Source organism: Pseudomonas sp. A (assembly GCF_056270345.1).
Map to the genome: position 1 here is coordinate 3,225,798 of NZ_CM149873.1, position 26,441 is coordinate 3,252,238.

General features: G+C 65.8%; 22 protein-coding genes. 14 read left to right on the plus strand and 8 right to left on the minus strand.

The window, feature by feature from the left end; genetic code table 11:
* The 4 genes from AC0MAZ_RS14555 (at position 1) to AC0MAZ_RS14570 (ending at position 5,424) form a co-directional block, all read left to right on the plus strand.
* Positions 1–1,692, plus strand: coding sequence for a phospholipase D-like domain-containing protein (locus AC0MAZ_RS14555; protein WP_475858293.1), 1,692 nt, complete (start codon positions 1–3; stop codon positions 1,690–1,692).
* 359 nt (positions 1,693–2,051) lie between these two features.
* Entirely contained in the window at positions 2,052–2,687 is a 636-nt protein-coding gene (locus tag AC0MAZ_RS14560; RefSeq protein ID WP_028689290.1) for a lytic polysaccharide monooxygenase auxiliary activity family 9 protein, read from the plus strand.
* A 37-nt stretch (positions 2,688–2,724) separates the two neighbouring features.
* A complete protein-coding gene (locus AC0MAZ_RS14565) occupies positions 2,725–3,771 on the plus strand; it encodes a chitinase (RefSeq protein WP_203647036.1) in 1,047 nt (348 codons plus the stop codon).
* Positions 3,772–3,957: 186 nt separating this feature from the next.
* Positions 3,958–5,424: a DNA-3-methyladenine glycosylase 2 family protein gene (locus AC0MAZ_RS14570; RefSeq protein WP_475858295.1), complete on the plus strand. Its 1,467-nt coding sequence runs from the start codon at positions 3,958–3,960 to the stop codon at positions 5,422–5,424.
* Between the two features lie 28 nt (positions 5,425–5,452).
* On the opposite strand, the gene AC0MAZ_RS14575 is transcribed toward AC0MAZ_RS14570, so the two are convergent.
* On the minus strand, positions 5,453–6,250 hold the full coding sequence (locus tag AC0MAZ_RS14575) for a helix-turn-helix transcriptional regulator (RefSeq protein ID WP_254465029.1): 798 nt from the start codon (positions 6,248–6,250) through the stop codon (positions 5,453–5,455).
* Positions 6,251–6,550: 300 nt separating this feature from the next.
* Here AC0MAZ_RS14575 and AC0MAZ_RS14580 point away from each other — a divergent pair, with 300 nt between their 5' ends.
* Together AC0MAZ_RS14580 and AC0MAZ_RS14585 are read left to right on the plus strand one after the other, a co-directional pair.
* The gene (locus AC0MAZ_RS14580; RefSeq protein WP_475858297.1) at positions 6,551–7,915 is read left to right on the plus strand and encodes an APC family permease; all 1,365 of its coding nucleotides are present in this window, start codon (positions 6,551–6,553) and stop codon (positions 7,913–7,915) included.
* Positions 7,916–7,932: 17 nt separating this feature from the next.
* A complete protein-coding gene (locus tag AC0MAZ_RS14585; protein ID WP_475858298.1) occupies positions 7,933–9,042 on the plus strand; it encodes a DmpA family aminopeptidase in 1,110 nt (369 codons plus the stop codon).
* Positions 9,043–9,187: 145 nt separating this feature from the next.
* Here AC0MAZ_RS14585 and AC0MAZ_RS14590 read toward each other — a convergent pair whose 3' ends face one another.
* Positions 9,188–10,519, minus strand: a complete 1,332-nt coding sequence (locus AC0MAZ_RS14590; RefSeq protein ID WP_475858300.1) for an MFS transporter — start codon at positions 10,517–10,519, stop codon at positions 9,188–9,190.
* Between the two features lie 155 nt (positions 10,520–10,674).
* On the opposite strand from AC0MAZ_RS14590, the gene AC0MAZ_RS14595 reads away from it, so the two are divergent.
* Both AC0MAZ_RS14595 and AC0MAZ_RS14600 read left to right on the plus strand, forming a co-directional pair.
* Positions 10,675–11,778: a sugar diacid recognition domain-containing protein gene (locus tag AC0MAZ_RS14595; protein ID WP_234561430.1), complete on the plus strand. Its 1,104-nt coding sequence runs from the start codon at positions 10,675–10,677 to the stop codon at positions 11,776–11,778.
* 101 nt (positions 11,779–11,879) lie between these two features.
* Positions 11,880–13,019, plus strand: coding sequence for a glycerate kinase (locus AC0MAZ_RS14600; protein WP_232856502.1), 1,140 nt, complete (start codon positions 11,880–11,882; stop codon positions 13,017–13,019).
* Positions 13,020–13,103: 84 nt separating this feature from the next.
* Here the strand turns inward: AC0MAZ_RS14600 and AC0MAZ_RS14605 are convergent, their stop codons facing one another.
* Both AC0MAZ_RS14605 and AC0MAZ_RS14610 read right to left on the minus strand, forming a co-directional pair.
* Positions 13,104–13,994: a dihydrodipicolinate synthase family protein gene (locus AC0MAZ_RS14605; protein WP_203647019.1), complete on the minus strand. Its 891-nt coding sequence runs from the start codon at positions 13,992–13,994 to the stop codon at positions 13,104–13,106.
* Positions 13,995–14,027: 33 nt separating this feature from the next.
* On the minus strand, positions 14,028–14,810 hold the full coding sequence (locus AC0MAZ_RS14610) for an aldolase (protein WP_203647018.1): 783 nt from the start codon (positions 14,808–14,810) through the stop codon (positions 14,028–14,030).
* 154 nt (positions 14,811–14,964) lie between these two features.
* Between AC0MAZ_RS14610 and AC0MAZ_RS14615 the strand changes: the two genes are divergently transcribed.
* Positions 14,965–15,507, plus strand: coding sequence for a helix-turn-helix domain-containing protein (locus AC0MAZ_RS14615; protein ID WP_198743306.1), 543 nt, complete (start codon positions 14,965–14,967; stop codon positions 15,505–15,507).
* 10 nt (positions 15,508–15,517) lie between these two features.
* Positions 15,518–16,294: an AraC family transcriptional regulator gene (locus AC0MAZ_RS14620; protein WP_203647016.1), complete on the plus strand. Its 777-nt coding sequence runs from the start codon at positions 15,518–15,520 to the stop codon at positions 16,292–16,294.
* Positions 16,295–16,724: 430 nt separating this feature from the next.
* Here AC0MAZ_RS14620 and AC0MAZ_RS14625 read toward each other — a convergent pair whose 3' ends face one another.
* Complete coding sequence (locus AC0MAZ_RS14625; RefSeq protein ID WP_232856505.1) at positions 16,725–17,306, minus strand: LysE family translocator; 582 nt, start codon at positions 17,304–17,306, stop codon at positions 16,725–16,727.
* 260 nt (positions 17,307–17,566) lie between these two features.
* On the opposite strand from AC0MAZ_RS14625, the gene AC0MAZ_RS14630 reads away from it, so the two are divergent.
* Positions 17,567–19,138 (plus strand): TerC family protein, encoded by a 1,572-nt coding sequence (locus AC0MAZ_RS14630; RefSeq protein WP_475858304.1) that lies wholly within the window; start codon positions 17,567–17,569, stop codon positions 19,136–19,138.
* Here the strand turns inward: AC0MAZ_RS14630 and rarD are convergent.
* Together rarD and AC0MAZ_RS14640 are read right to left on the minus strand one after the other, a co-directional pair.
* Entirely contained in the window at positions 19,101–19,988 is an 888-nt protein-coding gene (gene rarD, locus AC0MAZ_RS14635; protein ID WP_232856507.1) for an EamA family transporter RarD, read from the minus strand. The genes AC0MAZ_RS14630 and rarD overlap by 38 nt on opposite strands.
* A 34-nt stretch (positions 19,989–20,022) precedes the next feature.
* Positions 20,023–21,618: an EAL domain-containing protein gene (locus AC0MAZ_RS14640; protein WP_203647009.1), complete on the minus strand. Its 1,596-nt coding sequence runs from the start codon at positions 21,616–21,618 to the stop codon at positions 20,023–20,025.
* Positions 21,619–21,932: 314 nt separating this feature from the next.
* Here AC0MAZ_RS14640 and hppD point away from each other — a divergent pair, with 314 nt between their 5' ends.
* Complete coding sequence (hppD, locus tag AC0MAZ_RS14645; RefSeq protein ID WP_234561423.1) at positions 21,933–23,009, plus strand: 4-hydroxyphenylpyruvate dioxygenase; 1,077 nt, start codon at positions 21,933–21,935, stop codon at positions 23,007–23,009.
* Between the two features lie 6 nt (positions 23,010–23,015).
* Here hppD and AC0MAZ_RS14650 read toward each other — a convergent pair whose 3' ends face one another.
* Complete coding sequence (locus AC0MAZ_RS14650; RefSeq protein ID WP_475858306.1) at positions 23,016–23,789, minus strand: type 1 glutamine amidotransferase domain-containing protein; 774 nt, start codon at positions 23,787–23,789, stop codon at positions 23,016–23,018.
* 145 nt (positions 23,790–23,934) lie between these two features.
* Here AC0MAZ_RS14650 and AC0MAZ_RS14655 point away from each other — a divergent pair, with 145 nt between their 5' ends.
* Positions 23,935–24,384: a nucleoside deaminase gene (locus AC0MAZ_RS14655; RefSeq protein WP_475858307.1), complete on the plus strand. Its 450-nt coding sequence runs from the start codon at positions 23,935–23,937 to the stop codon at positions 24,382–24,384.
* Complete coding sequence (locus AC0MAZ_RS14660) at positions 24,374–26,437, plus strand: ATP-binding protein (RefSeq protein WP_475858308.1); 2,064 nt, start codon at positions 24,374–24,376, stop codon at positions 26,435–26,437. The genes AC0MAZ_RS14655 and AC0MAZ_RS14660 overlap by 11 nt, the downstream gene beginning before the upstream one ends.
* Positions 26,438–26,441 lie beyond the last annotated feature (4 nt).

A 26,441-nucleotide genomic window follows, 5' to 3' on the forward strand; every position in this document is an offset into this window, starting at 1 on the left:
ATGCGAGCATCCGCCACTGGCGACTATCTGCGGGTACGGGCCATCGCCGGCACCCATGTCGTGTTCCTGGCCTGGGACTTCGTCACGCCGCCGAGCCTCGAGACCCTGGTCGGCGAGCAGAACCTGCTGGGCTTTGCCGTACACCGTCGGTACTTCGACGCGGCCGGCAAGCTGCGGACCCAATACTATCTGCGCGGCCTCAAGCGCTTCGCCGACAAGGACAAGGGGCTGCCACCGGGCACGCTGGTGCCGACCAGCGAGCATCCGATCCAGAGTTTCCTGTGGGCCGACTACACCGTCGCGCCCGAAGGGGAGTACGCCTACACGGTGCAGCCGGTATTCGGCGAACCCAGGAACCTGCGCATCGACGACGCCCGGGGCGTCGCGGTGCGCGTGCGCTGTGAGCCCACGCTTGCGCCGGGCGGCGAGGGCCTGAGGCACGATATCCATTTCAACCGCGGCGTGATCGGCTCCCAGGCTTATGCCAGGGAATTCGATAACGTCGCTCCCGATCCCGATGCGCCGGCCTCCAAACCGATGAAATGGCTTTCGCGGGGCCTGTACGAGGCCCTGCTCGACTTCATCGGGCGCGGCGGCGCGAAAGGCATGGGCCTGCGCGCGGCATTCTACGAGTTCCAGTACCTGCCGGTCGCCCAGGCCCTGCGCGAGGCCGCCCGTGAAGGCGACGTGCAGGTCGTCTTCGATGCCCAGAGCAAGTACAAGGCGAACAACCTGGCCACCATCGAGCAGGCCGGCCTGCAGGCCTGGGTGCATCCGCGCACGGTCAGCGAAGGCATCCGCCACAACAAGTTCATCGTGCTGCTCAAGGATGGCCAGCCGGTCAGCGTCTGGACCGGCTCGACCAATATCTCGGCTGGCGGGATCTTCGGCCACTCCAATGTCGGCCATGTTGTCCACGACCCCATCATCGCCCGGCAATACCTGGACTACTGGACGCGGCTGCAACAGAACATGACCTCAGCCAGGCTGCGTGCGCCCAATACCCAGGCTACCCCGCTGCCCGCCTTGCCGTTGCAGCCGGGCACCTACCCGCTGTTCAGTCCCCGCGAGCGCAAGGAAACGCCCCAGGCGCAGAAGACCTTGCAGTGGTACGCGGACCTGGCCGACGCAGCCCGTCAGCTGGTGTGTTTTACCGCCGCGTTCGAGATCGCTCGGGAGTTCCAGGAGGTGCTCCAGGCGCAGAACGACGTGCTGCGCTACGTGATCAAGGACGACCCGCTCAGGAAGACCGAGAACATCGGCACCGACGGTGACGTGATCTTTGCCGCCGGCAGCTTCCTGGGGGAGGACAACCCGCTGACCAACGCGCTCAAGGAGCGTGACAACCCGCTGAACAGCAACGACTACGTGCATACCAAGTACCTGCTGGTCGACCCCCTGGGCGAGCAGCCCACGGTGGTGACCGGGTCGGCGAACTTCAGCGCCGCCTCCCAGGAGAAGAACGACGAGAACATGCTGGTGATCCACGGCGATACCCGGGTGGCGGACATCTACTTCGGCGAGTTCATGCGCCTGTTCGATCACCACTATGCGCGCTACCTGGCGGCGAAGTACCAGGCCCGGCCCGGGAGCACCGGCAACTACCTCAAGCCGCAGGCCGGGCAATGGCTGCCCGCGCACCTGGATCCGGCGAACTACCGGTCGAAGCGGCGGCGCTATCTGGTCGGCTGACAGTCCCCTCAGGCCATACGCAATCCCTTGTAGGAGCGGCCTTGTGCCGCGAAAGGGCTGCGAAGCAGCCCCAGGATCTCAGTGTTGATGCAAAGATCGCTGGGGCCGCTGCGCGCCCCTTTCGCGGCACAAGGCCGCTCCTACAGGGCCATGCGCCGCCTGGGCATGTAGGTGATTTGCTCCATGATGGGTAGGAGAAGCATAGCGATACTGTATGAATATCCAGTATTCATTGGGGTTTCTCCAAACGACCGGCGTCAGTGCGCAAAATCGCCCCGTGGACAATAAATCCAGCTCCGTTAATTTGAAGACCTCTTCCTAGGAAAGGGAGAGTTCTCAAACCTTATGGAGCTATGAACATGAACCAACCACAAAACCAGAACCCGCTTCGCCACGGTCGCGTCACTTCTCCGGCCTCCCGCGGCGCCGTCGCCATCGACCTGGGCGTGCTCAGCGGCTGGCAGGTCGACGAAATGGAAGGCGGCAAGAACTTCCCGGCCCTGGCGGCCGGCCCGTTCCCCGCACCGTTCCAGTCGGACAACCCAAGCGTCGCCCCGCCCGCCGACGGCTACATCCTCAGCGGTGGCAAGACCGACGCCCGTGACTGCGTCAACTTCACCGACGAGGAGATGAGCAAGAAGCTCAACCGCGCCTTCACCTGGCCGCTGGTGAACGTCGACCCCGGGCAGCTGTTCAAGGTGACCTGGCGCTACACCGCGCCGCACACCACCCGCGGCTACCGCTGGCTGATCACCAAGGACGGCTGGGACCCGAAACAGCGCATCACCCGTGCGCAGCTGGAGGACAAGCCGTTCGCCGAGGACTTCTACCCGCAGGTGCCGTACTACAGCCATGCCGGCGAGCTGAAGGCCAAGGTCGACCACGAAGTGAAGCTGCCGGCCAACAAGAAGGGCCGTCATGTGATCGTCCTGATGTGGATCGTCGCCAACACCGGCAACGCCTTCTATCAGGCCTTCGACGTCGACTTCAAGTAAGTCCGCGGATCTTCCACACGTTCTAAAGGATTGGAACATGTCAAAGATTGATTTTACCCAACTGAAGGCCGCGCGCGACGACGCCGCCTCGCGCATGCCCAGCCTCGAGGGCAAGAAGATCCTCATGGGCTACTGGCACAACTGGCCGGCGGGCCCTGCGGACGGCTACCAGCGCGGGCAGTTCGCCAACATGAGCCTGGAGGAGGTGCCGCGCGACTACAACGTGGTGGCCGTGGCATTCATGAAGGGCAGCGGCATTCCGACCTTCAAGCCGTACAACCTGTCCGATGCCGAGTTCCGCCGCCAGGTCGGCGTGCTCAACAGCCAGGGCAGGGCAGTACTGATGTCGCTGGGCGGTGCCGATGCGCATATCGCGCTGAACCCGGGCCACGAACAGCCGCTGGCCAATGAAATCATCCGCCTGGTGGAAACCTACGGTTTCGACGGGCTGGACATCGATCTTGAACAGAGCGCGATCGACTTCGCCGCCAACAAGACCGTCCTGCCCGCCGCGCTGAAGCTGGTGAAGGATCACTATGCCGCCGAGGGCAAGCATTTCATCATCAGCATGGCACCGGAGTTCCCCTACCTGACCAGCGCCGGGCGCTACGTCGACTACCTCAAGGCACTGGAGGGCTACTACGACTTCATCGCCCCGCAGTTCTACAACCAGGGTGGCGACGGGTTGTGGGTGCAGGAGGCCAACAACGGCAGGGGCGCCTGGATCGCCCAGAACAACGATGCGCTCAAAGAGGACTTCCTCTTCTACCTGACCGAAAGCCTGGTCAGCGGCACCCGCGGCTTCACCCGGATTCCGGCCGACAAGTTCGTCATCGGCCTGCCGGCCAACGTCGATGCCGCCGCCACCGGCTATGTGGTCAACCCGACGGCGGTGACCAACGCGTTCAAGCGCCTGTACGCCAAGGGCGTGTCGATCAAGGGCCTGATGACCTGGTCGGTCAACTGGGATAATGGGGTCAACAAGGACCACGTGCCCTACAACCAGGAGTTCAGCCGACGCTACGGGCCGCTGATCAACGGCACCAAGGCGCCCGCACGCACCCGCAAGGCACCGACCGCCTGATCGAACCTGCATCGGGCAGACGTGCCTGATGTCCGGCAGTCGAGGCCTGCCGATGTGATCGATCGATGAGAATCCGATGCCGCAAGGCATCGGATTTTTTGTTGTCTGCAGGACAGGGGAAACCCTGCAAGCCATATGTCCGAAAATGGCGAGCCTCAAGCGAATCCAGGGCATAGGATGTCGCTCATGACCAACCTAATCGATTCTCCCGAAAGCGATGCCTGCTACCTGGCCTTGAAGGCGCACGATGCGCGCTTCGATGGCGCCTTCTTCGCCGCGGTCACCAGCACCGGCATCTATTGCCGGCCGGTGTGCCGGGTCAAGACGCCACGGCGTGACAACCTGCAGTTCTACCGGCATGCCGCCCAGGCCGAGGCGGCGGGTTTCAGGCCGTGCCTGCGCTGCCGCCCTGAGCTGGCGCCGCGTGCGGTGGCGTGGAGCACCGAGGATGCCTCGCGCATCCTGGCCGTGCAGGCGGCGCGCATGCTGGACGAGCCGCAGAACGTACGTACGATGGTCGATATCGCCCGGCACCTGGGGGTGAGCGACCGCCATCTGCGACGCATCTTCGAGGCGCATTTCGGGGTTTCGCCGCTGCAGTACCTGCAGACACGTCGGCTGCTGGCGGCCAAGCAACTGATCGCCGACACGCAGCTGCCGATGACCCAGGTGGCGTTGGCCAGTGGCTTTGGCAGTGTGCGGCGCTTCAACGATGCGTTCTCCCAGCACTATGGCCTGAATCCCAGTACGTTGCGTCGCGCCCGCTCGACCGCCAATGGGCAAGGGGTGAGCGTTCGCCTGGGCTGGCGCCCGCCCTATGACGTGGAGGCGATGCTGGGCTTCCTGCGCCTGCGCGCCATCCCGGGCCTGGAATGGGTGGAGGGCCGGCAGTACATGCGCACCCTGCGCCTTGTGCAGGGCCAGCAGGCGTGCAGCGGCTGGCTGAGTGTGAGCCTTGACGACCAGCGTGCCCAGGCGCAGGTGACCATCAGTGACAGCCTGGCAGGCGTTTTGCCCACGCTGATCAACCGCGTGCGGGCCGCGTTCGACCTGGATGCCGACCCGGTGGCGGTCCACAGTGTGTTGCAGGCGACGTTCCCGGCGAGCGAAGGCATGCGTGTGCCCGGTACGCTGGACGGTTTCGAGCTGGCGGTGCGTGCCGTGCTTGGCCAACAGATCACCGTGGCCGCTGCGCGCACGCTGGGCGCGCGCCTTGTCGCGGCTTTTGGCGAGTCTATCCAGACGCCCGTTGCAGCGCTGGACCGTCTGTTTCCCACACCGACCAGCCTGGCGGCGGCCAGTGGTGACGCCCTTGGCCGACTGGGCATCACGCGCCAGCGCCAGGCCGCCCTCAAGGGCTTGGCCGAGGCCGTGGGGGAGGGGCGCCTGCTGCTGAGCCCCGGTGTCGATGTCGCGGCCACTTGCGCCCAGTTGCGGGACTTGCCCGGCATCGGCGACTGGACGGCCCAGTACATTGCCTTGCGCGCCTTGCGCTGGCCCGATGCGTTTCCGGCGGGTGACGTGGCACTGCAGAAGGCCCTGGGGGTGAACAGCGCCAGGGCCGCGACACAGGCTGCGCAGGGTTGGCGGCCCTGGCGTGGCTATGCCGTGTTGCGTGCCTGGCAGGGGTTGGCAGATCCGGCGCGTCCGTGAGTGTCTTGGCAAACGCTGTGCGGCGGGCTCAGGGATCCTGCGGATCATGCCCCAGCGATTGCAGGAACAACGAGAACAACTCCGGTTGCGACGAGATATCCAGCTTGGCGTAAAGATGCCGACGATGGACCTTGATGGTTTCCGGGGAAATGGCCAGGCGCTCGGCCATGGCCTTGGATGAATAGCCACGCAGGATCAGCCGGGCGATCTCCAGCTCGCGCTCGGACAACACCTTGGCGCCGAACAGGCTCATGGCGTCGCGCACCTGATGGGCCATGCCTGCCACGGGCGCCGGGCGCAGGCTCTGCTGCAGCCAGTGCTGGGCCATCAGCGCAACCACCCACGGGCAGACCACCGCCAGCAAGCCATGGCTGGCGCTGTCGAACCGCTCGCGGCGTCCCAGCGACAGCGACAGGGCGCCACTGTCCCCCAACTGCACGATGAACTGCACCTCGTCTTCCAGCACATGGTCGTGGAAGTACTTGAGGTAGTACTCGCTCTGGCGGAACTGGTCCGGTGCCACTTCCTCGAGCCTGTGCAGACCGTCGCCGATGCGCTCCTGGCAGGCCTGGTAGAACGGGTCGAGCTGGTACAGGCCGCTCAGGTACAGGGCCATGGCCTCGGGGTTGCCTTCACCCCGGGCATCGAAGATCTCCAGCGCCCGGGGCAGGCCGGCGCGGGGGTAGAACATCGCCAGGGCGTTGTCGAACACCAGCCACTGCTGCAACAGCAGGATCAACTGGCGCCAGAAACGCGGCTGGCCGATCTGCTCGACGGTGCGGGCCAGGCCTGCGTGAGTGCTGGCTTCGGTGAACAGGTTGTGCATGAGACCCCATTGCTGGCGACTGTTACTCGTCAGTTGGCTGGAATGAGGGGGGCGTGGGAGCGGGCTTGCCCCGCGATATTGCAGGGTTGCCTGACGCTACGCCATCGCGGGGCCAGCCCGCTCCCACAAAATTCAACCTGCGAATGCGCAGTCTTGTGAGGTTTCCTGCTCCCCGTCAAGAGGCGTACCCCCTTTGGGTAATTGGCCCAGTCGCTGCGCCAGCCTACAGTCCAGCCCAGGTCCAGCGGCCGCGTGACCGGTTTTCCCCTCACAACCAATAACAACCAGAGGAAAAACGCCATGAGCTCCAGCGCAGCGCCCACGGGCGCACTCCAGCAACGGCTGGGGGTGTTCGACGTGGTCGCCATCACCGTGTCGGCGGTGACCCCGGCCAGTTCCGTGTTCGTCATCGCCCCGTTCGCCATCCAGCAGGCCGGCAGCGGCGCCTTTCTCTCGTTCATCATGGCCGCGGTCCTGGCGCTGATGTTCGCCTGGTGCTACGCTGAGCTGGGGCGTGCCCACAGCTCCGCCGGTGGCGAATACGTGTACGCCAAACGGGTGTTCGGCGGGCTGGCCGGCTACGCCACCTTCCTCACCGTGCTGGCCTCGATGCTGTTCATCCCGCCGGTGCTCGCCGCTGGTGCCGCCACCTACCTGAACAACGCCCTGGGCACCAGGTTTGACACCCAGGCGGTGGCCCTGGTGATCGTGGTGTCGAGCTATGCGCTGGGCATTCTCAATATTCGCCTGAACGCCTGGATCACCGGGTTGTTCCTGTTCTGCGAAGTCGCCGCGCTGCTGGTGATCGTGACACTGGGTTTCGGCAACGCCAGCCAGCCGGTGGCAAGCCTGCTGCAACCGCAGATGCTCGAGCAGGGCAGCCTGGTCGTCGCGCCCTGGGCGCTGGTGCTGGGGGCGGTGGGCATGGCCCTGTTCGCCTTCAACGGCTACGGTGGCGCGGTGCTGCTGGCCGAGGACATGAAGGACCGTGGCCGTACCGTGCACCGGGCGGTGCTGTGGTCGTTGGTGGTCGTGGTGGCGATCGAGGTGATTCCGCTGGCGGCGCTGCTGATTGGCGCGCCGTCGCTGCAGGCGATGCTGGCCAGCGGCGACCCGATCGGTTACCTGCTCACTGCCCACGGCAACCAGACACTGGCGCGGCTGGTGAGTGCCGGGATCTTCCTCTCGGTGTTCAACGCCATCGTCGCCATCGTCATCCAGGTCGGCCGGGTGGTGTACAGCAGCGGCCGCGATGCGATCTGGACGCCAACCCTCAACCGCGCCTTCACGCTGATCCACCCGCGCTGGGAATCGCCGTGGCTGGCGACCCTGTTCCTGGCCGTGCCGTCGGCGTTGCTGAGCCTGTCCGGCAGCCTGGAACAACTGACTTCGTTCACCGTGCTGCTGTTGTTGCTGATCTACCTGGTGGTGGCGGCCTGCGCACTGTGCAGCCGGGTGCTGCGCCGCGACCGTGAGCACCCGTACCGCATGCCGCTGTGGCCGTTGCCGGCGTTGCTGGCGGTCAGCGGCGCCGGTTGGCTGCTGGTGACCTTGCTGCGCGAGGCATCGCTGCGCGACCTGTTGATCATTCTCGGGCTGCTGGCCGTGTCGATGGTGTTGTACAGCACCCACGGCCGCCTCAGCCCGACTTTCCAGAAATTGTGAGCATCCAAGGAGTACACATGCGTGCGCGTCAACTGGGCATCACCCTCGGCCACGGCACCCCGGGCCCGTTCAATGCCATCACCGACGTTCCAGGGGTACGGGTCGGCCACAGCACCCTGATCGACGAGCAACGCCCGGCGCCGATCCGCACCGGGGTGACCCTGATCGAGCCGCGCGCGGGCGCGGCCCGTCAGCAGCCGTGCTTCGCCGGCTGCCACGTGCTCAACGGCAACGGCGACGCCACGGGGCTGGAGTGGATTCGCGAGGCCGGGCTGCTGACCACGCCGATCGCCATCACCAACACCCACAGCGTCGGCGTGGTGCGCGACGCGCTGATCGGCGCCGAGCGCGAGCGTCTGCCGGACGACGCGGTGTACTGGTGCATGCCGGTGGTGATGGAAACCTACGATGGCCTGCTCAATGACATCTGGGGCCAGCACGTGACGCCGGCGCAGGTGCGCCAGGCGCAGCAGGCCGCGGAGTCAGGCCCGGTGCAGGAAGGCCCGGTGGGCGGTGGCACGGGGATGATCTGCCACGAGTTCAAGGGCGGCATCGGCACCGCCTCGCGGCGCCTGGAGGACGGGCAGGGGGGCTGGACGGTCGGTGTCCTGGTCCAGGCCAACCATGGCCAGCGACGCGAGCTGCGGGTCGACGGCTATCCGGTCGGGCGCCAGTTGGGGCATCTGCCGTCGCCCTTCGCCGAGGCCGAGGCGGGCACGCCGGGGATGGGCTCGATCGTGGTGGTGATCGCCACCGACGCGCCGTTGCTGCCACACCAGTGTCAGCGCCTGGCGCAGCGGGCGTCGATCGGCATCGCCCGCACCGGTGGCGGTACCGAGGACTCCAGCGGCGATATCTTCCTGGCGTTTTCCACCGGCAACCAGGGATTGCCGCCCGCTGACTACGGGCGCAAGGGGCTGGCCCAGTGCACAGGCGTGCAAATGCTCAACAACGACCATATCTCGGGGTTGTTCATGGCGGCGGCGGAGGCGGTGGAGGAGGCGATCGTCAATGCCTTGCTGGCGGGGCGGACGATGCAGGGCAAGGGCGGGGTGGTGGTGCCGGCGCTGGAGGGGGACTTGCTGTTGACGGCGTTGCACGAGGCGGGGTGGAAGCCTCGTAACTAGCAGTACCGTTTCCCCCCTGTAGGAGCGGCCTTGTGCCGCGAAAGGGCCGCGTAGCGGCCCCGGCAATTCATGCGTCGACGCTGAGATCCCGGGGCTGCTGCGCAGCCCTTTCGCGGCACAAGGCCGCTCCTACACAGAAACCACGTTACGAGCGGGCACCTGCCAAGGCAGCACTACCACCCCGCGAAACCCGCAACGCCACCAGGCTGCCGACCACGATCAACCCCGCCAGCGCATACAGCGCCGCATCGGTCGACCCGGTCTGGTCCTTGATGAAGCCCACCAGGTAAGGGCTGAGGAAACCGGCCATCTGCCCCACCGAGTTGATGATCGCCAGGCCCGCCACGGCGGTGCCGGCGGTCAGCAGCGCGGTGGGCATCGGCCAGAACATCGGCAGGCCGGTCAGCGCGCCCATGGTGGCAATGGACAGGCCGAGGATGGCGATGGGCGGGTTGCCGGCGAAGTTCACCGCGATCAGCAGGCCCAGGGCGCCCATCAGCATCGGCACCACAAGGTGCCAGCGGCGCTCGTTACGCAGGTCCGCCGAACGGCCGACCAGGATCATGAACACTCCGGCCAGCAGGTACGGAATGGCGCTCAGCCAGCCGATCAGCAGCGGGTTGTCGAAGCCCATGTTCTTGATGATCGACGGCAGCCAGAAGTTGATGGCGTAGACGCCGCTCTGGATACAGAAGTAGACGAAACCGAAGGTCCAGATCAGCGGGTTGGTCAGCACCGACAGCACGCTGTCACCGCGGGTGGCCGGCTTGCTGGCGGCGTCGGCCTTGAGGTCCGCCTCGATCAGCTGGCGCTCGGCCGGGCTCAGCCACTTGGCGGTCTGGTAGCCGTCACTGAGCAGCACGATGGCCAGCGCGCCGAGCACCACGGTGGGCAGCCCCTGGATCAGGAACATCCACTGCCAGCCGGCCTGGCCATGCTGGCCGGCGGCGAAGTGCTCGAGGATCCAGCCGGAGAAGGGTCCGCCGAGCAGGCCGGACACCGGAATCGCCGACATGAACAGGGCCATGATGCGGCCGCGGCGGTCCGCCGGGAACCAGCGCGAGAGGTACAGCACCACGCCTGGGAAGAAGCCCGCCTCGGCGGCGCCGGTGAGCAGGCGCAGGGCATAGAACTCGGTGGGGGTGGTGACGAACAGCAGGCAGGTGGACAGGCTGCCCCAGGCGATCATCATCAGCGCGATCCAGCGCCGCGGGCCGAAGCGGTTGAGTGCCAGGTTGCTGGGCAGGCCGCAGAGCACGTAGCCGATGAAGAAGATGCCGGCGCCGAGGCCGTACACGGTTTCGCTGAATTTCAGCGCGTCGAGCATCTGCAGCTTGGCGAAGCCGACGTTGACGCGGTCCAGGTAGTTGAACAGGTAGCAGATGAAAATGAACGGGATCAGCCGCAGGGTGATGCGCCGGTACAGCGCGTTGCGGGTGATCTCGATGCCTTGGTCAGGGGCGGGGCTGTGTGCCATGATCGGGTTCTCTGTTGTTATGGTTGTCACCGCGTCGCCTGTGCCGGCGCTCGCCTTGAGCAGTCTCGGGGAGTGTAGCGCGGCTGTCTTTGTGCTTTTGCACAGTGTCAGGTGCAGGCTGCTGTGCCGCCGACCAAAGTCGAAGGACCCTTGCAATGTTCGAGCTGGACCACGACCTGGCCCAGGACATCGTCAACCGGGCGATGGCCATCCTGCCGTGCAACGTCAATGTGATGGACAGCCAGGGCCTGATCCTCGGCAGTGGCGAGCCCGAGCGCATCAATACCCGTCACGAAGGCGCGCAACTGGTGCTGGCCAACGGCCGCATCGTCGAGCTGGATACGGAAGCGGCCAAGTGCCTCAAGGGCGTGCAGCCCGGCGTCAACCTGCCGCTGATGCTCGATGGCCGGCTGATCGGCGTGCTGGGGCTGACCGGTGATCCGCAGCAACTGCGCACCTACGGCGAGCTGGTGCGCATGACCGCCGAGATGCTGCTGGCCCAGCGTCACCTGCAGGTGGAGCAGCAATGGCGCCGCCAGCGCTGCGACGACCTGCTGGCGCTGCTGCTGGGCGGCAGCGGTGAGTCACCGCGCCTGGTCGACGAGGCCCAGCAACTGGGGCTCAAGCCCAACCTGCCACGGATTCCCTGCCTGTTCGAGCTGCGCGCCGGGCCGCCTGCCGAGGCCCTGTCAGCCTGGCTGATGAGTCGCTACCCGGACAGTTGGTGCGTCAGTCCCGCACGCCAGTCGCTGCTATGGTGCCGCCCGGCGGGCGTGGTGCTGGACGAGCCGCGCCTGTTCGAGCGCCTGCAGCGCCATGGTTGGGACGTCGAACGCCTGGCCCTGGGCAGCCCGGCGCAGAGCCTGGAGCAGTTGCGCCGTGGTTATCGGCGGGTTCGCGACCTGCAGGCCTACGGCCGTGAAGTGCTGCCTGACGAGCGTCTGCTGAGCCTGGAGCGCTACCGCTTGCCGGCTTTGCTCTGGCGGCATCGCAACGACGATGCCCTGGATGAGCTGCTCGAACCGTTGCAGCGCATCCGCGCCAAGGACGCCAGTGGCCAGTTGCTGCTCACCCTGCGTGCCTGGTGCGCCCATGACGGGCAGAGCCAGGCCTGCGCCGAGGCCCTGGGAATCCATCGCAACAGCCTGCGCTATCGGCTGGAGCGGATCGCCGAGCTGGGGGAGGTGGACCCGTTGCGGATGGAGGGGATGCTGAGCCTGTATTTGGGGTTGCAGTTGTTGCCGGCAAAGGGGCTGTAGAGGCATCCGCCCAATCAACGCCCCTGGGTTTTGTGCATCCGACCGAGGCTGGCGTGGCGTACACCTGTCAGCATGCGCGACAACAGGACAGGAGAATCCCCATGAAGATCGTCATCGCCCCCGACTCGTTCAAGGACAGCCTCGATGCTGCCGGTGTCGCCCGCGCCATCGCCGCCGGCCTGGCCGAAGTCTGGCCGGCGTCCGAGCGCATCGAATGCCCGATGGCCGATGGCGGCGAAGGCACCATGGAGGCGATCGTCGCCGCCAGCCATGGCGAACTGCGTCGCCAGGTGGTGCGCGGCCCGTTGGGCGAGACGGTCGAGGCGGGTTGGGGTTGGCTGGCCGAGAGCCGCACGGCGGTGATCGAGATGGCCCAGGCCAGTGGCATCCAGCTGGTGCCCAACGGCCAGCGCGACGCTTGTCGCAGCAGCACCTGGGGCACCGGCGAACTGGTGGCGGCGGCGTTGGCGGCCGGTGCCTCGCGCATCGTCCTGGCCATCGGCGGCAGTGCCACCAATGATGGCGGTAGCGGCATGTTGCGGGCGTTGGGCCTGCGCTTGCTGGATGCCCAGGGCGAACCGTTGGCCGAGGGCGGACTGGCCCTGGCGCAATTGGCGCGCATCGACGCCAGCGACCTGGACCCGCGCCTGGCGCAGGTCCAGGTGGAGGTTGCCGCCGATGTCGACAACCCGTTGTGCGGGGACAACGGTGCTTCGGCGATCTTCGGCCCGCAGAAGGGCGCCAGCCCCGAGCAGGTGCAGGCCCTGGACCAGGCCCTGGCACATTTCGCCGACCATTGCGCAGGCCTGCTGGGCACGGATGTGCGTGACCAGCCGGGCAGCGGCGCGGCCGGGGGCATGGGGTTTGCCGCCAAGGCGTTCATGGGCGCGCAGTTCCGCCCGGGCGTCGAGGTGGTCGCCGAGCTGGCCGGGCTCGATGGCCTGGTGCAGGGCGCGGACCTGGTGATCACCGGCGAAGGACGCTTCGATGCCCAGACCCTGCGCGGCAAGACGCCGCTTGGGGTGGCGCGCGTGGCCAGGCGACATGGTGTACCGGTGGTGGTTTTGGCGGGGACCCTGGGGGCCGGTTACGAGCAGTTGTACGCACAGGGCATCGACGCCGCCTTTGCCTTGGCCAGCGGACCGATGACCTTGGAGCAGGCCTGTGACCAAGCCGAGACGCTGCTGAAGGCGCGGGCCGGGGATGTGGCGCGGTTGTGGCAGGTGGCGCGCCAGCGCTGATCAGAACACCGTCCGGGTCGGGGCGGTGTTCTCAAGTGTGTAGATGACCTGTGGGAGTGGCCCCCCACAGGCACGTTGACGATGTCAGCCCTGATACAAGGCGTCGAGCAGCGCCTTCAGCTGGTCGCGGCCCTGGGCATCCAGCCCGAACACCGGCCGGCGCGGCTCGCCCACCGGCAACCCGGTCATCTCCAGGCCAGCCTTGATGGTCGCCGGCAAACCTCCCTTGAGAATGAAGTCAAGCAACGGCAGTTGGCGGTAGAACAGCGCCTTGGCCTGTTCCAGCTCACCGTTCTGCACCGCCTGGTACAGCCGCAGGTTCAGTTCGGGAATCAGGTTGGCCGCCGCCGTGCACCAGCCCGTGGCGCCCGCCACGAAGGCTTCCAGCGCCAGCGGGTTGCAACCGTTGTAGAACGGTACCTGGCCTTCACCGAGCAGTTGCAGCTTGTGCATGCGCTGGATGTCGCCGGTGCTCTCCTTGACCATGGTCACGTTGTCCACCTCGCGGACGATGCGCAGGATCAGCTCCACCGGCATGTCGGTGCCGCTGGTGGCCGGGTTGTTGTAGAGCATGATCGGCAGGTCGATGGCCGCGCCGATGGCGCGGTAGTGCTGGACGATCTCGGCTTCGCTGAGTTTCCAGTAGGCCGCCGGCAGCACCATTACCGCGTCGGCGCCGTGCTGCTGGGCGAAGCGGGCGCGGCGCACGGCGCCGGCGGTGGTCAGGTCGGAGACGCTGACGATGCTCGGCACGCGCTTGCCGATGCGCTCCAGGCTGTACTGGGCGACCTGCTGCCATTCGCCGTCGCTCAGGTAGGCGCCTTCGCCGGTGCTGCCCAGCGGCGCGATGGCGTGGACGTCGCCGTCGATCAGGCGGTCGATGGAGCGGCCCAGGGCCGGCAGGTCAAGCTGTTCACCGTCCTGGGTGAACGGGGTGATGGTGTAGCCGATGATGCCGTGGAATCGAGTGGTCATGGTGTGTGGCTCCGCAAGCAAGGCAAGATGGGGTCAGGCGAGGCAATCGGCGTGCTGGCGCAGCGCCTGCCGGGCGTAATAGTTGAAGGCGGCGCCGTGGCGCTTGGGCCGGTCGATCCAGTCGTGGGCGTCGCGGCCGAGCTCCGGGGCGATCGGCTTGATGGTGCCGGCGGCCATCGCCAGCAGTTGCAGGCGCGCGGCGCGCTCGATCAGCTGGGCGTAGACGCAGGCTTGCTCGATGCTGGTGCCGGTGGACAGCTGGCCGTGGTGCGAGAGCAGGATGGCGCGCTTGTCGCCCAGGGCGGCGCTGATGATCTCGCCTTCCTCATTGCCCACCGGCACGCCCGGCCAGGCCTCGAGGAACGCGCAGTCCTCGTACAGCGGGCACAGGTCCATGTGCGAGACCTGCAGCGGCACTTCGAGCATGGAAAGCGCGGCGACGTGGGTGGGGTGGGTGTGGATGATGCAGTTGACGTCGGGGCGGGCGCGGTACACCCAGCTGTGGAAGCGGTTGGCCGGGTTGGGCATGCCCTGGCCTTCGAGCACTTCGAGGTCTTCGTTGACCAGCAGCAAGTTGCCGGCGGTGATTTCGTCGAAGCCCAGGCCCAGTTGCTGGGTGTAGAAGGTGCCCGGCTGCGGACCGCGGGCGCTGATCTGCCCGGCCAGGCCCGAGTCGTGGCCGTTATCGAAGAGAATTCGGCAGGTCAGGGCCAGCTTTTCGCGCACAGTCCACGTATTATCGGCAAGCGAGCCTTGCATCTGTGTCAGTGCCTTTTGCACCAGCTGGTCTTTGCTGAGGGTAAGGGTATTGGCCATGGGGAGCTTTCCTCTGTGGCGTGATGACGGATGTCAGGGCTGGCTCGCCCCCGAGCTTTGGACGGTGAGGGGGCGAGCCATCAGATGACACAAATAATCCTATATGACACAAAGTGTCATAAGCAAGTGCGTTTGTTCGGGAAACCCGCGTCACATGTCTATCCGACTGAAACTGCTGAGAAAGAAACTGGGCATCACCCTTGAGCAACTGGCCGACAAGTCCGGCATGACCAAGAGTTACCTGTCCAAGGTCGAGCGCGGCCTCAACACGCCGTCGATCGCCGCCGCGCTGAAGCTGGCGCGGGCGCTGAACGTCAATGTCGAGGAGCTGTTCGACGGCGAGCACGACGGCCAGGCGCGCTACAGCCTGGTGCGCCGCGGCGAGCGCCAGGCGCTGGTGGGTGGTGGCGAGGGGCCGGGATATGCGGTGCTGACCTCCCAGGTTGGCCAGCGCAGCCTGCTGCCGTTCCTGATCCAGCCACCGACCGCGTTCAGCGACCCGACTTTCAAGGAGCACGAAGGCGAGGAGTTCCTGTTCGTCCACGAGGGCCAGGTGGAGGTGGACTTCATGAGCGAACGGGTGTTGCTGGAGGCGGGCGATGCCCTGCATTTCAATGCCCAGACCCCGCACCGCCTGCGTTCGGTCGGCGAGCGCCAGGCGCAGTTGCTGGTGGTGGTGCAGGGCGGCGAGGGGTGAGGGCGGGGCGATGATCGAGGTCTCGCGGTTCTGGCGTGATCCGGCATTGCCCTTTGTCGAAGCCCGGCGCGTGGGGGACGGCCGCCAGGTGTGCTATGCGGCCCATTCCCACGAGAGTTTCTCCATCGGCGTGATTACCGGTGGGCGCAGCACCTACCTGACCGGCAACGCCCGGCATGAGGTGGCGGCGGGGAGCACGGTGCTGATGAACCCGGGCGTGGTGCACACCTGCAACCCGATCCAGGGCGAGCCCTGGTCGTACCTTATGCTGTTCGTCGACATGCCCTGGCTGCTGGCGCGTGGCTTCGCGCTGCCCTCGGCGACCTTGAGCACATCGGCGGTGCTGTACGGGCAGTTGCTGGCGCTGTTCGCCGGGTTGTTCGAGCCCGGCAACGAGGGTCGGGAGGCGCAGCTGGAGGCGTTCTTCAGGGGCTTGGCGCAGGTGCTGGAGGCGGACGCGAGCGGCCAGCCACCACGCCATCCACGTCTTGAGCTGGCCGCCGCGTTCATCCGTGCCCATCGCCTCGACCCGCTGACGCTGGAGGACATCTGCGCTGCGGCGGGGCTGTCACGGGCCTACCTGATCCGCGCGTTCGGCAAGCGCTTCGGCCTGACGCCCCATGGCTACCTGCTCGACCAGCGGGTGCAGCACGCCCGGGCGCAACTGCGGGCCGGCAGGCCGATTGCCGAGGTTGCGCTGGAGGCGGGGTTCGCCGACCAGGCGCACCTGCAGCGGGCCTTCAAGCGCCACCTGGCGACCACGCCGGGGCATTATCGCAATGGCTGAGACAGGAGGGAGATCGCCCAAGACTTCGGGCTGTGTTGTCGCGCAAGGAACTGTGCCCCTGTGGGAGCAACTGTCTTGCTCAATTTTTAGAATCTGGCGCGATCCCTGTGGGAGCGGGTTTACCCGCGAAGCAGGCGACGCGGTGCCTGGCACCGGCTATGCCGGTGTTCGCGGCTGAAGCCGCTCCCACAGCGACCGCGCGGCCCTCAAGCCACGCGCTACGCCTGTGGGGTTTACCCGCGAAGCAGGCGCCGCAATGGATGGCACGGGCTTCGCCCGTGTTCGCGGGCAAGCCCGCTCCCACAGGAATTACGCAAGCTATCAGACTTTGAGCAAGACAGTTGCTCCCACAGGGCCAAGCCAAGTCAATGGGTTACGTGGTGTTCTGTGGGAGCGGGCTTGCCCCGCGATAGCGCCCGGCCCGATAACCTCACACCATCAGGTAAACCGCGCTCGCCACCAGCAACCCCGCCAGCACCCGATTGAGCAGGCGCATCCGCCACGGCTCGGCCAGGTACTGGCGGATCACGCTGCCGGCCCAGGCCCAGCTGGCCACGCAGACGAAGCAGATCGGCCCGTAGATCCAGGTGAATAGCCACAGCAACTGCTGCTCGCCGCCGGTAAAGGCGCCGATCCCGGCCACCGCCGCCAGCCAGGCCTTGGGGCTCAGCCACTGCATGGCCGCGCCGTGCCAGGCGCTGGGCGCTCGCCGGTTGTCGTCGGCACCCAGTCCGCCATCGTCACTGGCCAGTTTCCAGGCCATGTACAGCAGAAACAGCACGCCACCCCAGTGCAGCAACCGCCCCAGCAACGGCCAGCGCAGCAACAGCTCATGCACGCCCAGCCCCACCAGCACCAGCAGCAGGCAGAAACCCAGGGTGGCGCCGGCGGCATGCCCGATGCTGGCCCGCAAGCCATGGCGTGCGCCGCTGCCGAGGGCAACGATGTTGACCGGGCCGGGGGAGATGGAGGCAGCCAGGGCAAAGGCTGCCATGGACAATGTCAGGCTCATTGGAGGTTTCCATGCAGGAGGAGGGTGTGGCTATCCTGGCTAAGACCGTGACGGGCGTATTGAACAAAAATGCCCTGCCGCACCTGTTACAGCTTTTGTAATAGTTTTGCGCTATCAGAGAAATCTGCTTCGATTGTAGGATCGACATCCCTATTTTCTATCAAGGTCTATATGAGCACCTTCGCGGAGCCCCCCAGTCCCTGGCCGTCCCGGCCTTCCTTCCCCCGTCCTCGTGACGCCGCCCCTGTGAGTACCCGCTAATGGAATGGCTAGCCGACCCCACGGCCTGGCTGGGCCTGTTGACGCTTATCGTCCTCGAGCTGGTGCTGGGTATCGACAACCTGGTGTTCATCGCCATTCTTGCCGACAAACTGCCGCCGCACCAGCGCGACCGCGCCCGGGTGATCGGCCTGTCGTTGGCGCTGATCATGCGCCTGGGCCTTTTGGCCAGCATCTCGTGGATGGTGACCCTCACCGCGCCGCTGATCGAGGTGTTCGGCAAGACCTTCTCCGGCCGTGACCTGATCATGCTGTTCGGTGGCGTGTTCCTGCTGTTCAAGGCCACCATGGAACTGCACGAACGCCTCGAGGGTCATGTCGCCCAGAGCGGCGGCGTGACCCGTCACGCGGCGTTCTGGCCGATCGTCGCGCAGATCGTGGTGCTCGACGCGGTGTTCTCGCTGGACGCGGTGATCACCGCCGTGGGCATGGTCGAACAGCTGTCGGTGATGATGATCGCGGTGATCTTCTCCATCGGTATCATGATTGTCGCCAGCAAGCCGCTGACCCGCTTCGTCAACGAACACCCGACAGTGATCATGCTGTGCCTGGGCTTCCTGATGATGATCGGCTTCAGCCTCACCGCCGAAGGCCTGGGCTTCCATATTCCCAAGGGCTACCTGTACGCGGCCATCGGCTTCTCGCTGTTGATCGAGCTGTTCAACCAGCTGGCCCGCGCCCGTCGCAAGCGCAGCCTGCATCAGCACCGGCCATTGCGTGAGCGCACGGCCCACGCGGTGCTGCGCCTGATGGGTGGGCGCCGGGTCGAGGCCGACGAGGTGGGCGAGGAGATCGCCGACCTGGTGGCCGGTGGTGACGAGCAGGTGGTCTTCGACCGCCGTGAGCGGGTGATGATCAGTGGCGTGCTCAACCTGGCCGAGCGGCCGATCCGCACGGTGATGACGGTGCGGGCCAAGGTCGATGCCATCGACCTGTCGCAGCCGGCCGAGGCGATCACCCAGATGCTGGTCAACTCGTCGTACTCGCGCCTGCCGCTGATCCGCGACGGGCGTATCGAGGAACCGCTGGGCTACGTGCACAAGAAGGAGCTGCTCAAGGAACTGCTGGGCGGTAACCAGCCGGCGCTGGAACATCTGGCCCGGGCGCCGTTGAACCTGCTGGAGAGCTTCAGCATCCTCAACGCCCTGGAGCAGATGCGCGCCCAGTCCACCCACATCGCCTTCGTGGTCAACGAGTTCGGTGACTTCACCGGGGTGCTGACCATGACCGACATCCTCGAGTCGATTGCCGGCGAGCTGCCGGATGCGAGCGAGGTGGAGGGGCCGGGCGTGGTCGAGGAGGCGGGCGGTTTCGTGGTCAGTGGCGCCCTGAACCTGGCTCAGGTCCAGGCGCGCACAGGCTTCGCCGCCCGTGCCACCGAGGACTACCAGACCCTGGCGGGCCTGGTGATGAGCCTGCTGGACCGCCTGCCGGTGGTGGGTGATCACCTGGCCTGGAACGGCTGGACCATGACCGTGGTGGCGGTGGAGGAGCGTCGGGTGCGCCAGGTGCGCCTTACACCGAACGCCGACGCTGACGCAGTAGGTGCTTGATGCCTTCGAGCACCAGCACCAGCACGGCGCCCCAGATCGGCAGGTAGGTCAGCCACTGGTCGGGGCCGATGGTCTCGCCCAGCAGCAGGGCCACGCCCACCAGCAGCACCGGCTCGACGTAGCTGAGCAGGCCGAACAGGCTGAACGGCAACAGACGGCTGGCCAGCACGTAGGCGATCAGGGCACAGGCGCTGATCGCCCCGAGCAGCGGGATCAGCCCGTACAGGCCCGGGTGCTCGGCCAGGTCCGCCGCCGACAGCGGGCCCTGGATCACGAAGTACAGGGCCCACGGCAGCAGCAGGCACATGTCGCACCACAGGCCGCCCAGGTGGTCGGTGCGGCAGCGCCGTCTGAGGACGAAGTAGATCGGGTAGCCGATCATCACCAGCAGGGTTTCCCAGGCGAAGCTGCCGTGCTGGTACAGCTCGTGGCCAACCCCGAGCACGGCGAAGCTCACCGCGACCTTCTGCAGGCGCGACAGGCGTTCGCCGTACACCAGCCGCCCGGTCAGCACCATGGCCAGTGGCAGCAGGAAGTAGCCCATCGACACTTCCAGGCTGCGCCCGTGCAGGGGCGCCCAGAGGAACAACCACAACTGCACGCCCATCAGCCACGAAGTGCCGACCATGCCGAGCAGCAGCAGCGGTGCGCGGCGCACCCGCCCGAGCAGCTCGCCGACCCGTTTCCAGTCTTTCGAGACCAGCATGAACAGCGTCAGGCAGGGCAGGGTCAGCAGGGTGCGCCAGCCGAAGATCTCCTCGCCGTCCAGGGGCTTGAGGAAGGAGGTATAGAAGTACATCACGGCGAACAGGCAGGACGCCATGACCGACGAAAGAATGCCTTTTGACACGAATGCCTCGGAAAACGGGAAGTGAGCGGGCGGATCAGCCGCGCATGATCTCAGGGCCATTGCCCGGCGGCAACTGCGGGCTACTGGGCTGGGCGGCCAGGGCCAGCAGCAGTTCGTCGGCGGGCATCGGCCGGGCGAACAGGTAGCCCTGCTGGAAGTCCACTTCGTGGCGTGCCAGGTAGTCGCGCTGCACCTCGGTCTCCACGCCTTCGGCGACGATGCCCAGGCCCAGCTTGGCCGAGAGATCGATGATGGTGTCGAGGATATGCTGGGACAGGGCGTCGCCGCCGATCATGGCGACGAAGCTCTGGTCGATCTTCAGGTAGTCGACCTGGAACTGGCGCAGGTAGTTGAGGCTGGACTGGCCGGTACCGAAGTCGTCCAGGGCGATCATCACGCCCATGGCGTGCAGTTTTTCGAACAGTTCCAAGGTCACCGGAGTCGGCTCGATCAGCTTGCGTTCGGTCAGCTCCAGGGTCAGTACCACGCGCTTGGGCGGGAAGTGCTGGAGGAAGGTCTGGCAGTCGTCGAGCAGGCCCAGGTCGCGGCAATGGTCGGCGGTGATATTGATGCCGACATGGAAACCGTCCTCCAGCAGCGCCGCATGCGGGGCCAGGGCTTGGGCGGTGTGCAGCATCAGGGCCCGGGTCATGGCGACGATCTGGCCGCTATGCTCGGCATAGGGAATGAACAGGTCCGGGCGCACCAGCCCTTCGCGAGGGTGCTGCCAGCGCATCAGCACCTCGACACCGGCCCAGCGGTAATCCCCCTTGCGTACCACCGGCTGGAAGTACGGCAAGAACTCGTCGGCATCCAGGGCCCGGTCCAGCTCGCCCCGCGATGAGCTGGCGCGGCGGATCTGCCAGCGGCAGGCGGCGCCGGCCGCCACGCCCAGCATCAGCAGCAGGCTCAGCAGGGCGGGGTAGCGCGAGCGCATCAACGCGGCCTGCTTGCCTTCTTCGTAGCCAGCGTGCACATCGAACGGATAACGGGTAGAGGCATACTGCGCGGCGGCGGTGGCCGCGAGCGGCGGCTTGCCGTCGTGAACCTGGCCATCGCTGCCCATCCAGTGATGGCCGACATGCACCTTTACCAGGTTGTCGGCGCCGATCAGGTGCAGCGCGGTGAGCAGGTGGCGGCCATCCACAGTAGTGATCGCGCCACGGTCGCCACGGCCTTCCTGGCTGACCCGGTAGACCAGCAGGGCCTGTCCCGGGGTGACCGAGTTGCCATTCATCAGCCACAGTTGGCCATTGGTGTAGTCCTTGGCATCCACCGGCTCGTCGAAGTCGCCGAACAGCGAGGTGCAGTACAGCCGGTCGTGGTCGAACAGGTTGGTCGAGCGCACGAAGGCGTTGCGCGTCACCTCGATGCGCAGGGCCAACTGCACCTCGTCGCAGGGTAGTCCGGCCTTGGGCAGCAGGTGATGGGCGGCGCTGGACAGGCTGTCGAGGATTGCCTCGACATGGCCGCCCACTTCGCGGGCCGTGGCCTGGCTGCTGGCTTGCAGTTCCTGTTCGGTCTGCCAGCGCATCACCGCCAGCCCGCACAGCAGCGGCAGCACGCCGACACCCCAGGGCAGCAGGGCGCGCCAACTCCAGCGGGCGGGGCGTTTGGCGGTCAGGGGCATGTGCGGGTGGACCTTCTGCAAGGCGACGGGATGCTGCTGAGAATAGCCGTTTGTCGGAACAACCTGCGAACTAAAGCGCGACAAACAAATTTACGCACTGTAGAATCGGGTTACGAATACAACAATAAGGTTCTCCGCCTCCCGGGGAATCAAGCCCGCCGAGAATGGGTCCATATGACATACCATGGGTTCAAGCTGATCATTGGTGACTTCCTGGCCCGCAGCGTGCGCGGGATCCCCTGTTCACCACCACGCCATCTCCACATCCAAAGCCTGTAATAAACCGTTTTTCGCTTATAGATGAGGACACCCACATGGCAGATATCTTCGACAACCCGATGGGCCTGGAAGGCTTCGAATTCATCGAGCTCGCCTCGCCGACCCCAGGCGTGCTGGAGCCGGTATTCCAGATTCTCGGTTTCACCAAGGTGGCCAGCCACCGTTCCAAGGATGTGCACCTGTATCGCCAGGGCGGCATCAACCTGATCCTCAACAACGAGCCCCAGAGCATCGCCTCGTACTTCGCCGCCGAGCATGGCCCATCGGTGTGCGGCATGGCCTTCCGCGTGCGCAACGCCCATGAAGCCTATGCTCGCGCCCTGGAACTGGGCGCCCAGCCGGTGGAAATCGAGACTGGTCCGATGGAGCTGCGCCTGCCGGCGATCAAGGGTATCGGTGGCGCGCCGCTGTACCTGATCGACCGCTACGAGGAAGGCAGCTCGATCTACGACATCGACTTCAAGTTCATCGAAGGCGTGGACCGCAACCCGGTTGGCGCCGGCCTGAAGATCATCGACCACCTGACCCACAACGTCTATCGCGGACGCATGGCCTACTGGGCCAACTTCTATGAAAAGCTGTTCAACTTCCGCGAAATCCGCTACTTCGACATCAAGGGCGAGTACACCGGCCTGACCTCCAAGGCGATGACCGCGCCGGACGGCATGATCCGCATTCCGCTCAACGAGGAATCGTCGAAAGGGGCCGGACAGATCGAAGAGTTCCTGATGCAGTTCAACGGCGAAGGCATCCAGCACGTGGCCTTCCTCACCGACGACCTGCTCAAGACCTGGGACGCGCTCAAGGGCCTGGGCATGCGCTTCATGACCCCGCCGCCGCAGACCTACTACGAGATGCTCGAGGAGCGCCTGCCGGGTCACGGCGAGCCGGTCGACCAGCTGCAGGCCCGCGGCATTCTGCTCGATGGCGCCTCCGCGCCGGGCGACAAGCGCCTGCTGCTACAGATCTTCTCGGAAACCCTGCTGGGCCCGGTGTTCTTCGAGTTCATCCAGCGCAAGGGTGATGACGGCTTCGGCGAAGGCAACTTCAAGGCGCTGTTCGAGTCGATCGAGCGTGACCAGGTGCGTCGCGGTGTGCTGAGCGTCGAGTAATACGCTTTACCTGCAAGATCCATCGCGGGGCCAGCCGCTCCCACGCCATGACGGGCGTGGGAGCGGGCTGGCCCCGCGATGCTTTTGTGGGAGCTGCCGGTTGCGCAAGTAGCGAATCACCGCCTCGGCCACCCCGGCGGTGGATGCTGGATTCTGCCCGGTAATCAGGCTGCCATCCTCCACCACGTAGGGCGCCCAGGGGTCATCCGCCTTGCTGTACTCGCCGCCACGGGCGCCCAGCTCGTTTTCGGTCAGGAACGGTACCACCTCGTCCAGTTCCGCCAGTCTCTCCTCGGTGTTGGAGAAACCGGTGATCCGGCGTCCCTTGAGCAGCAGGCTGTTGTCGCTGAGCTTGATATTCAGCAGGCCCACCACGCCATGGCAGACCGCAGCGACCGCACCACCGCTTTCGTAGATGCGCCGTGCCAGCTCTTGCAGCGGTTGGTTGTCGGGGAAATCCCACATCACACCATGCCCGCCGGTGTAGTAGATCCCGCTATACTGCTCGGCCTTGACCTGGCCAGGGCTAAGCGTGGCGCCCAGGCGGTTCATGAACGTCTTGTCGTCGTACCACTTCCAGTCCAGCTCAGGCGCCATGCGCAGGCTGTGCGGGTCTATGGGCACATAGCCACCCGCCGGGCTGACATAGTCGACGGAAAGACCCTCCTGCTGCACCTTGTCGACGAAGTGCACGGCCTCGCCCAGCCACAGTCCTGTGGCGCGCGGGATGGTGGGGTATTTGGCGGTATTGGTCAGCACGACCAGGAGCTTCTTGTTCATGTGTGCATGCCCGTCGAATCCATGGGAAAACGGTTGGCCAGCAAGATCCAAAGCCCTATGAGCATAGCCCGCGCCAGACAATGCGCCATGACCGGTGGGCGCTGTGCTAGTCTGCTGCAAAGTCGACGTACTACCGGGGAAAACCATGGACCAGGGCACTTCCGCTTTCCTGCAGGCCGCCATAGACGAAGCCCGCAAGGGTCTCGAGGAGGGGGGTATTCCGATCGGCTCGGTGCTGGTGCACGATGGCAAGATCATTGGCCGCGGCCATAATCGCCGGGTGCAGAACGGCAGCGCCATCCTGCATGGCGAGATGGACGCCCTGGAAAATGCCGGCCGTCAGCCAGCCCGGGTGTACCAGGAGTCCACCCTCTACACCACCTTGTCGCCTTGTGCCATGTGCAGCGGCGCTATCCTGCTGTATGGCATCAAGCATGTGGTCATTGGTGAGAACACCACGTTCTTGGGAGAGGAAAAACTGCTCGGCAGCCGGGGTGTACGCCTGGAAGTACACGACGATGAAACCTGCAAGGCGCTGATGCGCCGATTCATCGACGAAAAACCCGAGCTGTGGGACGAAGATATTGGCCGCTGACCTGCATGCCGGCGAGGGCGAGATCCAGGTCATTCACCTGGCGCCGCCTTCCTCCCCGCTGGCCGCCATGGGCAAGCCCATCGCCGACTTCGACTGGTTCACGACCCCGCTGGGGCCGCTGGCGTCCTGGCCGCCCACCCTGCGGATCGCCGCCGACATGGTGCTGCTGTCACCGTTTCCCTGTGCGCTGGTCTGGGGGCCGGCGCTGACCGTGATTCACAACGAACCCTACCAGGCCCTGCTGGGCGCAGAGGTTGTCCATCAGGGGCGGTCCTTCGATGCGCTCTGGGCGCAGAACTGGGAGGGCATGGGGGCGGCGGTGTTCAAGGTGCTGGAGGGGCAGGGCAGCTTGATCGAGGACGCGCCGTTGCCTGTCAAGCGAGAGGGCTTTGCGGCGACGGCCTGGGTAACGGGTTGCTATTCACCTATCCGAAATGACCAGGGTGAGGTTGCCGGCTTCCTGCATGCCCTGATCGAGACCACCGCCAGTATCGAGACCGGGCGTGAGTGGCGTGAGCTGGCGCTGTCCTTCGAGGCGCGCCTGGAGCAGTACCTGAGCGATCCGCAACATACCTGGCAGCTGTCGCCCGACGTGATGCTGATGCTCGATGCCAACCTGCACGTGCGCTCGTCGAATCCGGCCTGGCATCGCTTGCTGGGCTGGGGCGAGGCGTCGCATCTGCAGGTGACGTTGCCTGAACTGTTTCACCCTGCCGATCGCACCGAAGCCCAGCTTGCATTGAAGTTGCTGCTGCAGGGACAGGGCATGACGGCATTCGATGCTCGGGTCAGGCACAACGAAGGGCACTATTGCTGGTTCCGCTGGACCGGGGTTGCCGCTCCGGCATTGCCCGCGCTGGTGGGAAGGGACCTCACCGCGGACCGCCAGGCGGTCCAACGCCTGGCCGAGGCGGCGGTGCGGGACGGCCAGCGTATGGAAACCGTGGTGAAGGTGGCGGGTGGCCTGGCGCATGAAATGAACAACGTGCTGTCCGGTGTCGGCAGTAGCCTCGAACTGCTCGAACGGCGCCTGGCCCAAGGGCGGATGGAGCGTGTCGAGGAGTATGTGCAGATGGCCCGGGAATGTGCCCAGCGCGCCATTGGCCTGACCCAGAACCTGCTGGCCTTCGCCCGTAGCCAGCCACTGTCGCCCTATCCACTGAACATCAATCACCTGCTGCGGGAGATGGAGCCTTTGTTGCGCCAGACCCTCGGCGCCGAAATGCACCTGGATTGGCAGCTGGATGTTGCGCCCTGGCTGTTGCAGGTCGACTCCGATCAATTGCGCAACGCCCTCCTGCATCTTTGCAGCAATGCCCGGGATGCCTGTCTTGGCAAGGGCACCCTGACGATCAGCACCTCCAACGAGCGCTTGGCGTCGGGTTGCGAGGGGCCGGCCAGTTTGCCGGCGGGCGACTACGTCACGTTGCAGATCGAGGACGATGGCCACGGCATGTCCCGGGAGGATGTGGCGAGGGCCTTCGAGCCGTTCTTCACCACCAAGCCGTTGGGGCAGGGGGCGGGCCTGGGGCTGCCCATGGTGCATGGTTTCGTGCGCCAGTCGGGGGGGCAGGCGTGGATCGAATCGACCTTGGATCAAGGGACGCGGGTGGTGCTGATGTTCCCGCGCCATTCGGGTGTGATGCCCGAGAGCATCGCCCCGCAAGCGCTGCCGGTTCAGGCCCGGGGCGAGCGGCTGCTGTTGGTCGATGACGAAGTCAACTTGCGCGGCCTGATGAAAGAGGCGTTGGTCGAATGCGGCTTCGAGGTGTGCGATGTGGCCGATGCCAATGGCGCACTGGGCGAGTTCCGGCATCGCGGCCCGTTCGACCTGGTGATCACCGATATCGGCTTGCCGGGAGGCTTCAGTGGGCGCCAGGTGGCCAAGGCGCTGCGGATGATGAAGCCGGAGCAGAAGATCCTGTTCATTACCGGCTTCACCAGCGACCCGGTCGAACAGGCGTTGCTTGACGAGCCGGGCACGGCGTTGATGTTCAAGCCGTTCTCGTTGCAGACGCTGGTCGTGCAGATTCAGCGCATGTTGCAGGCCTGATAGA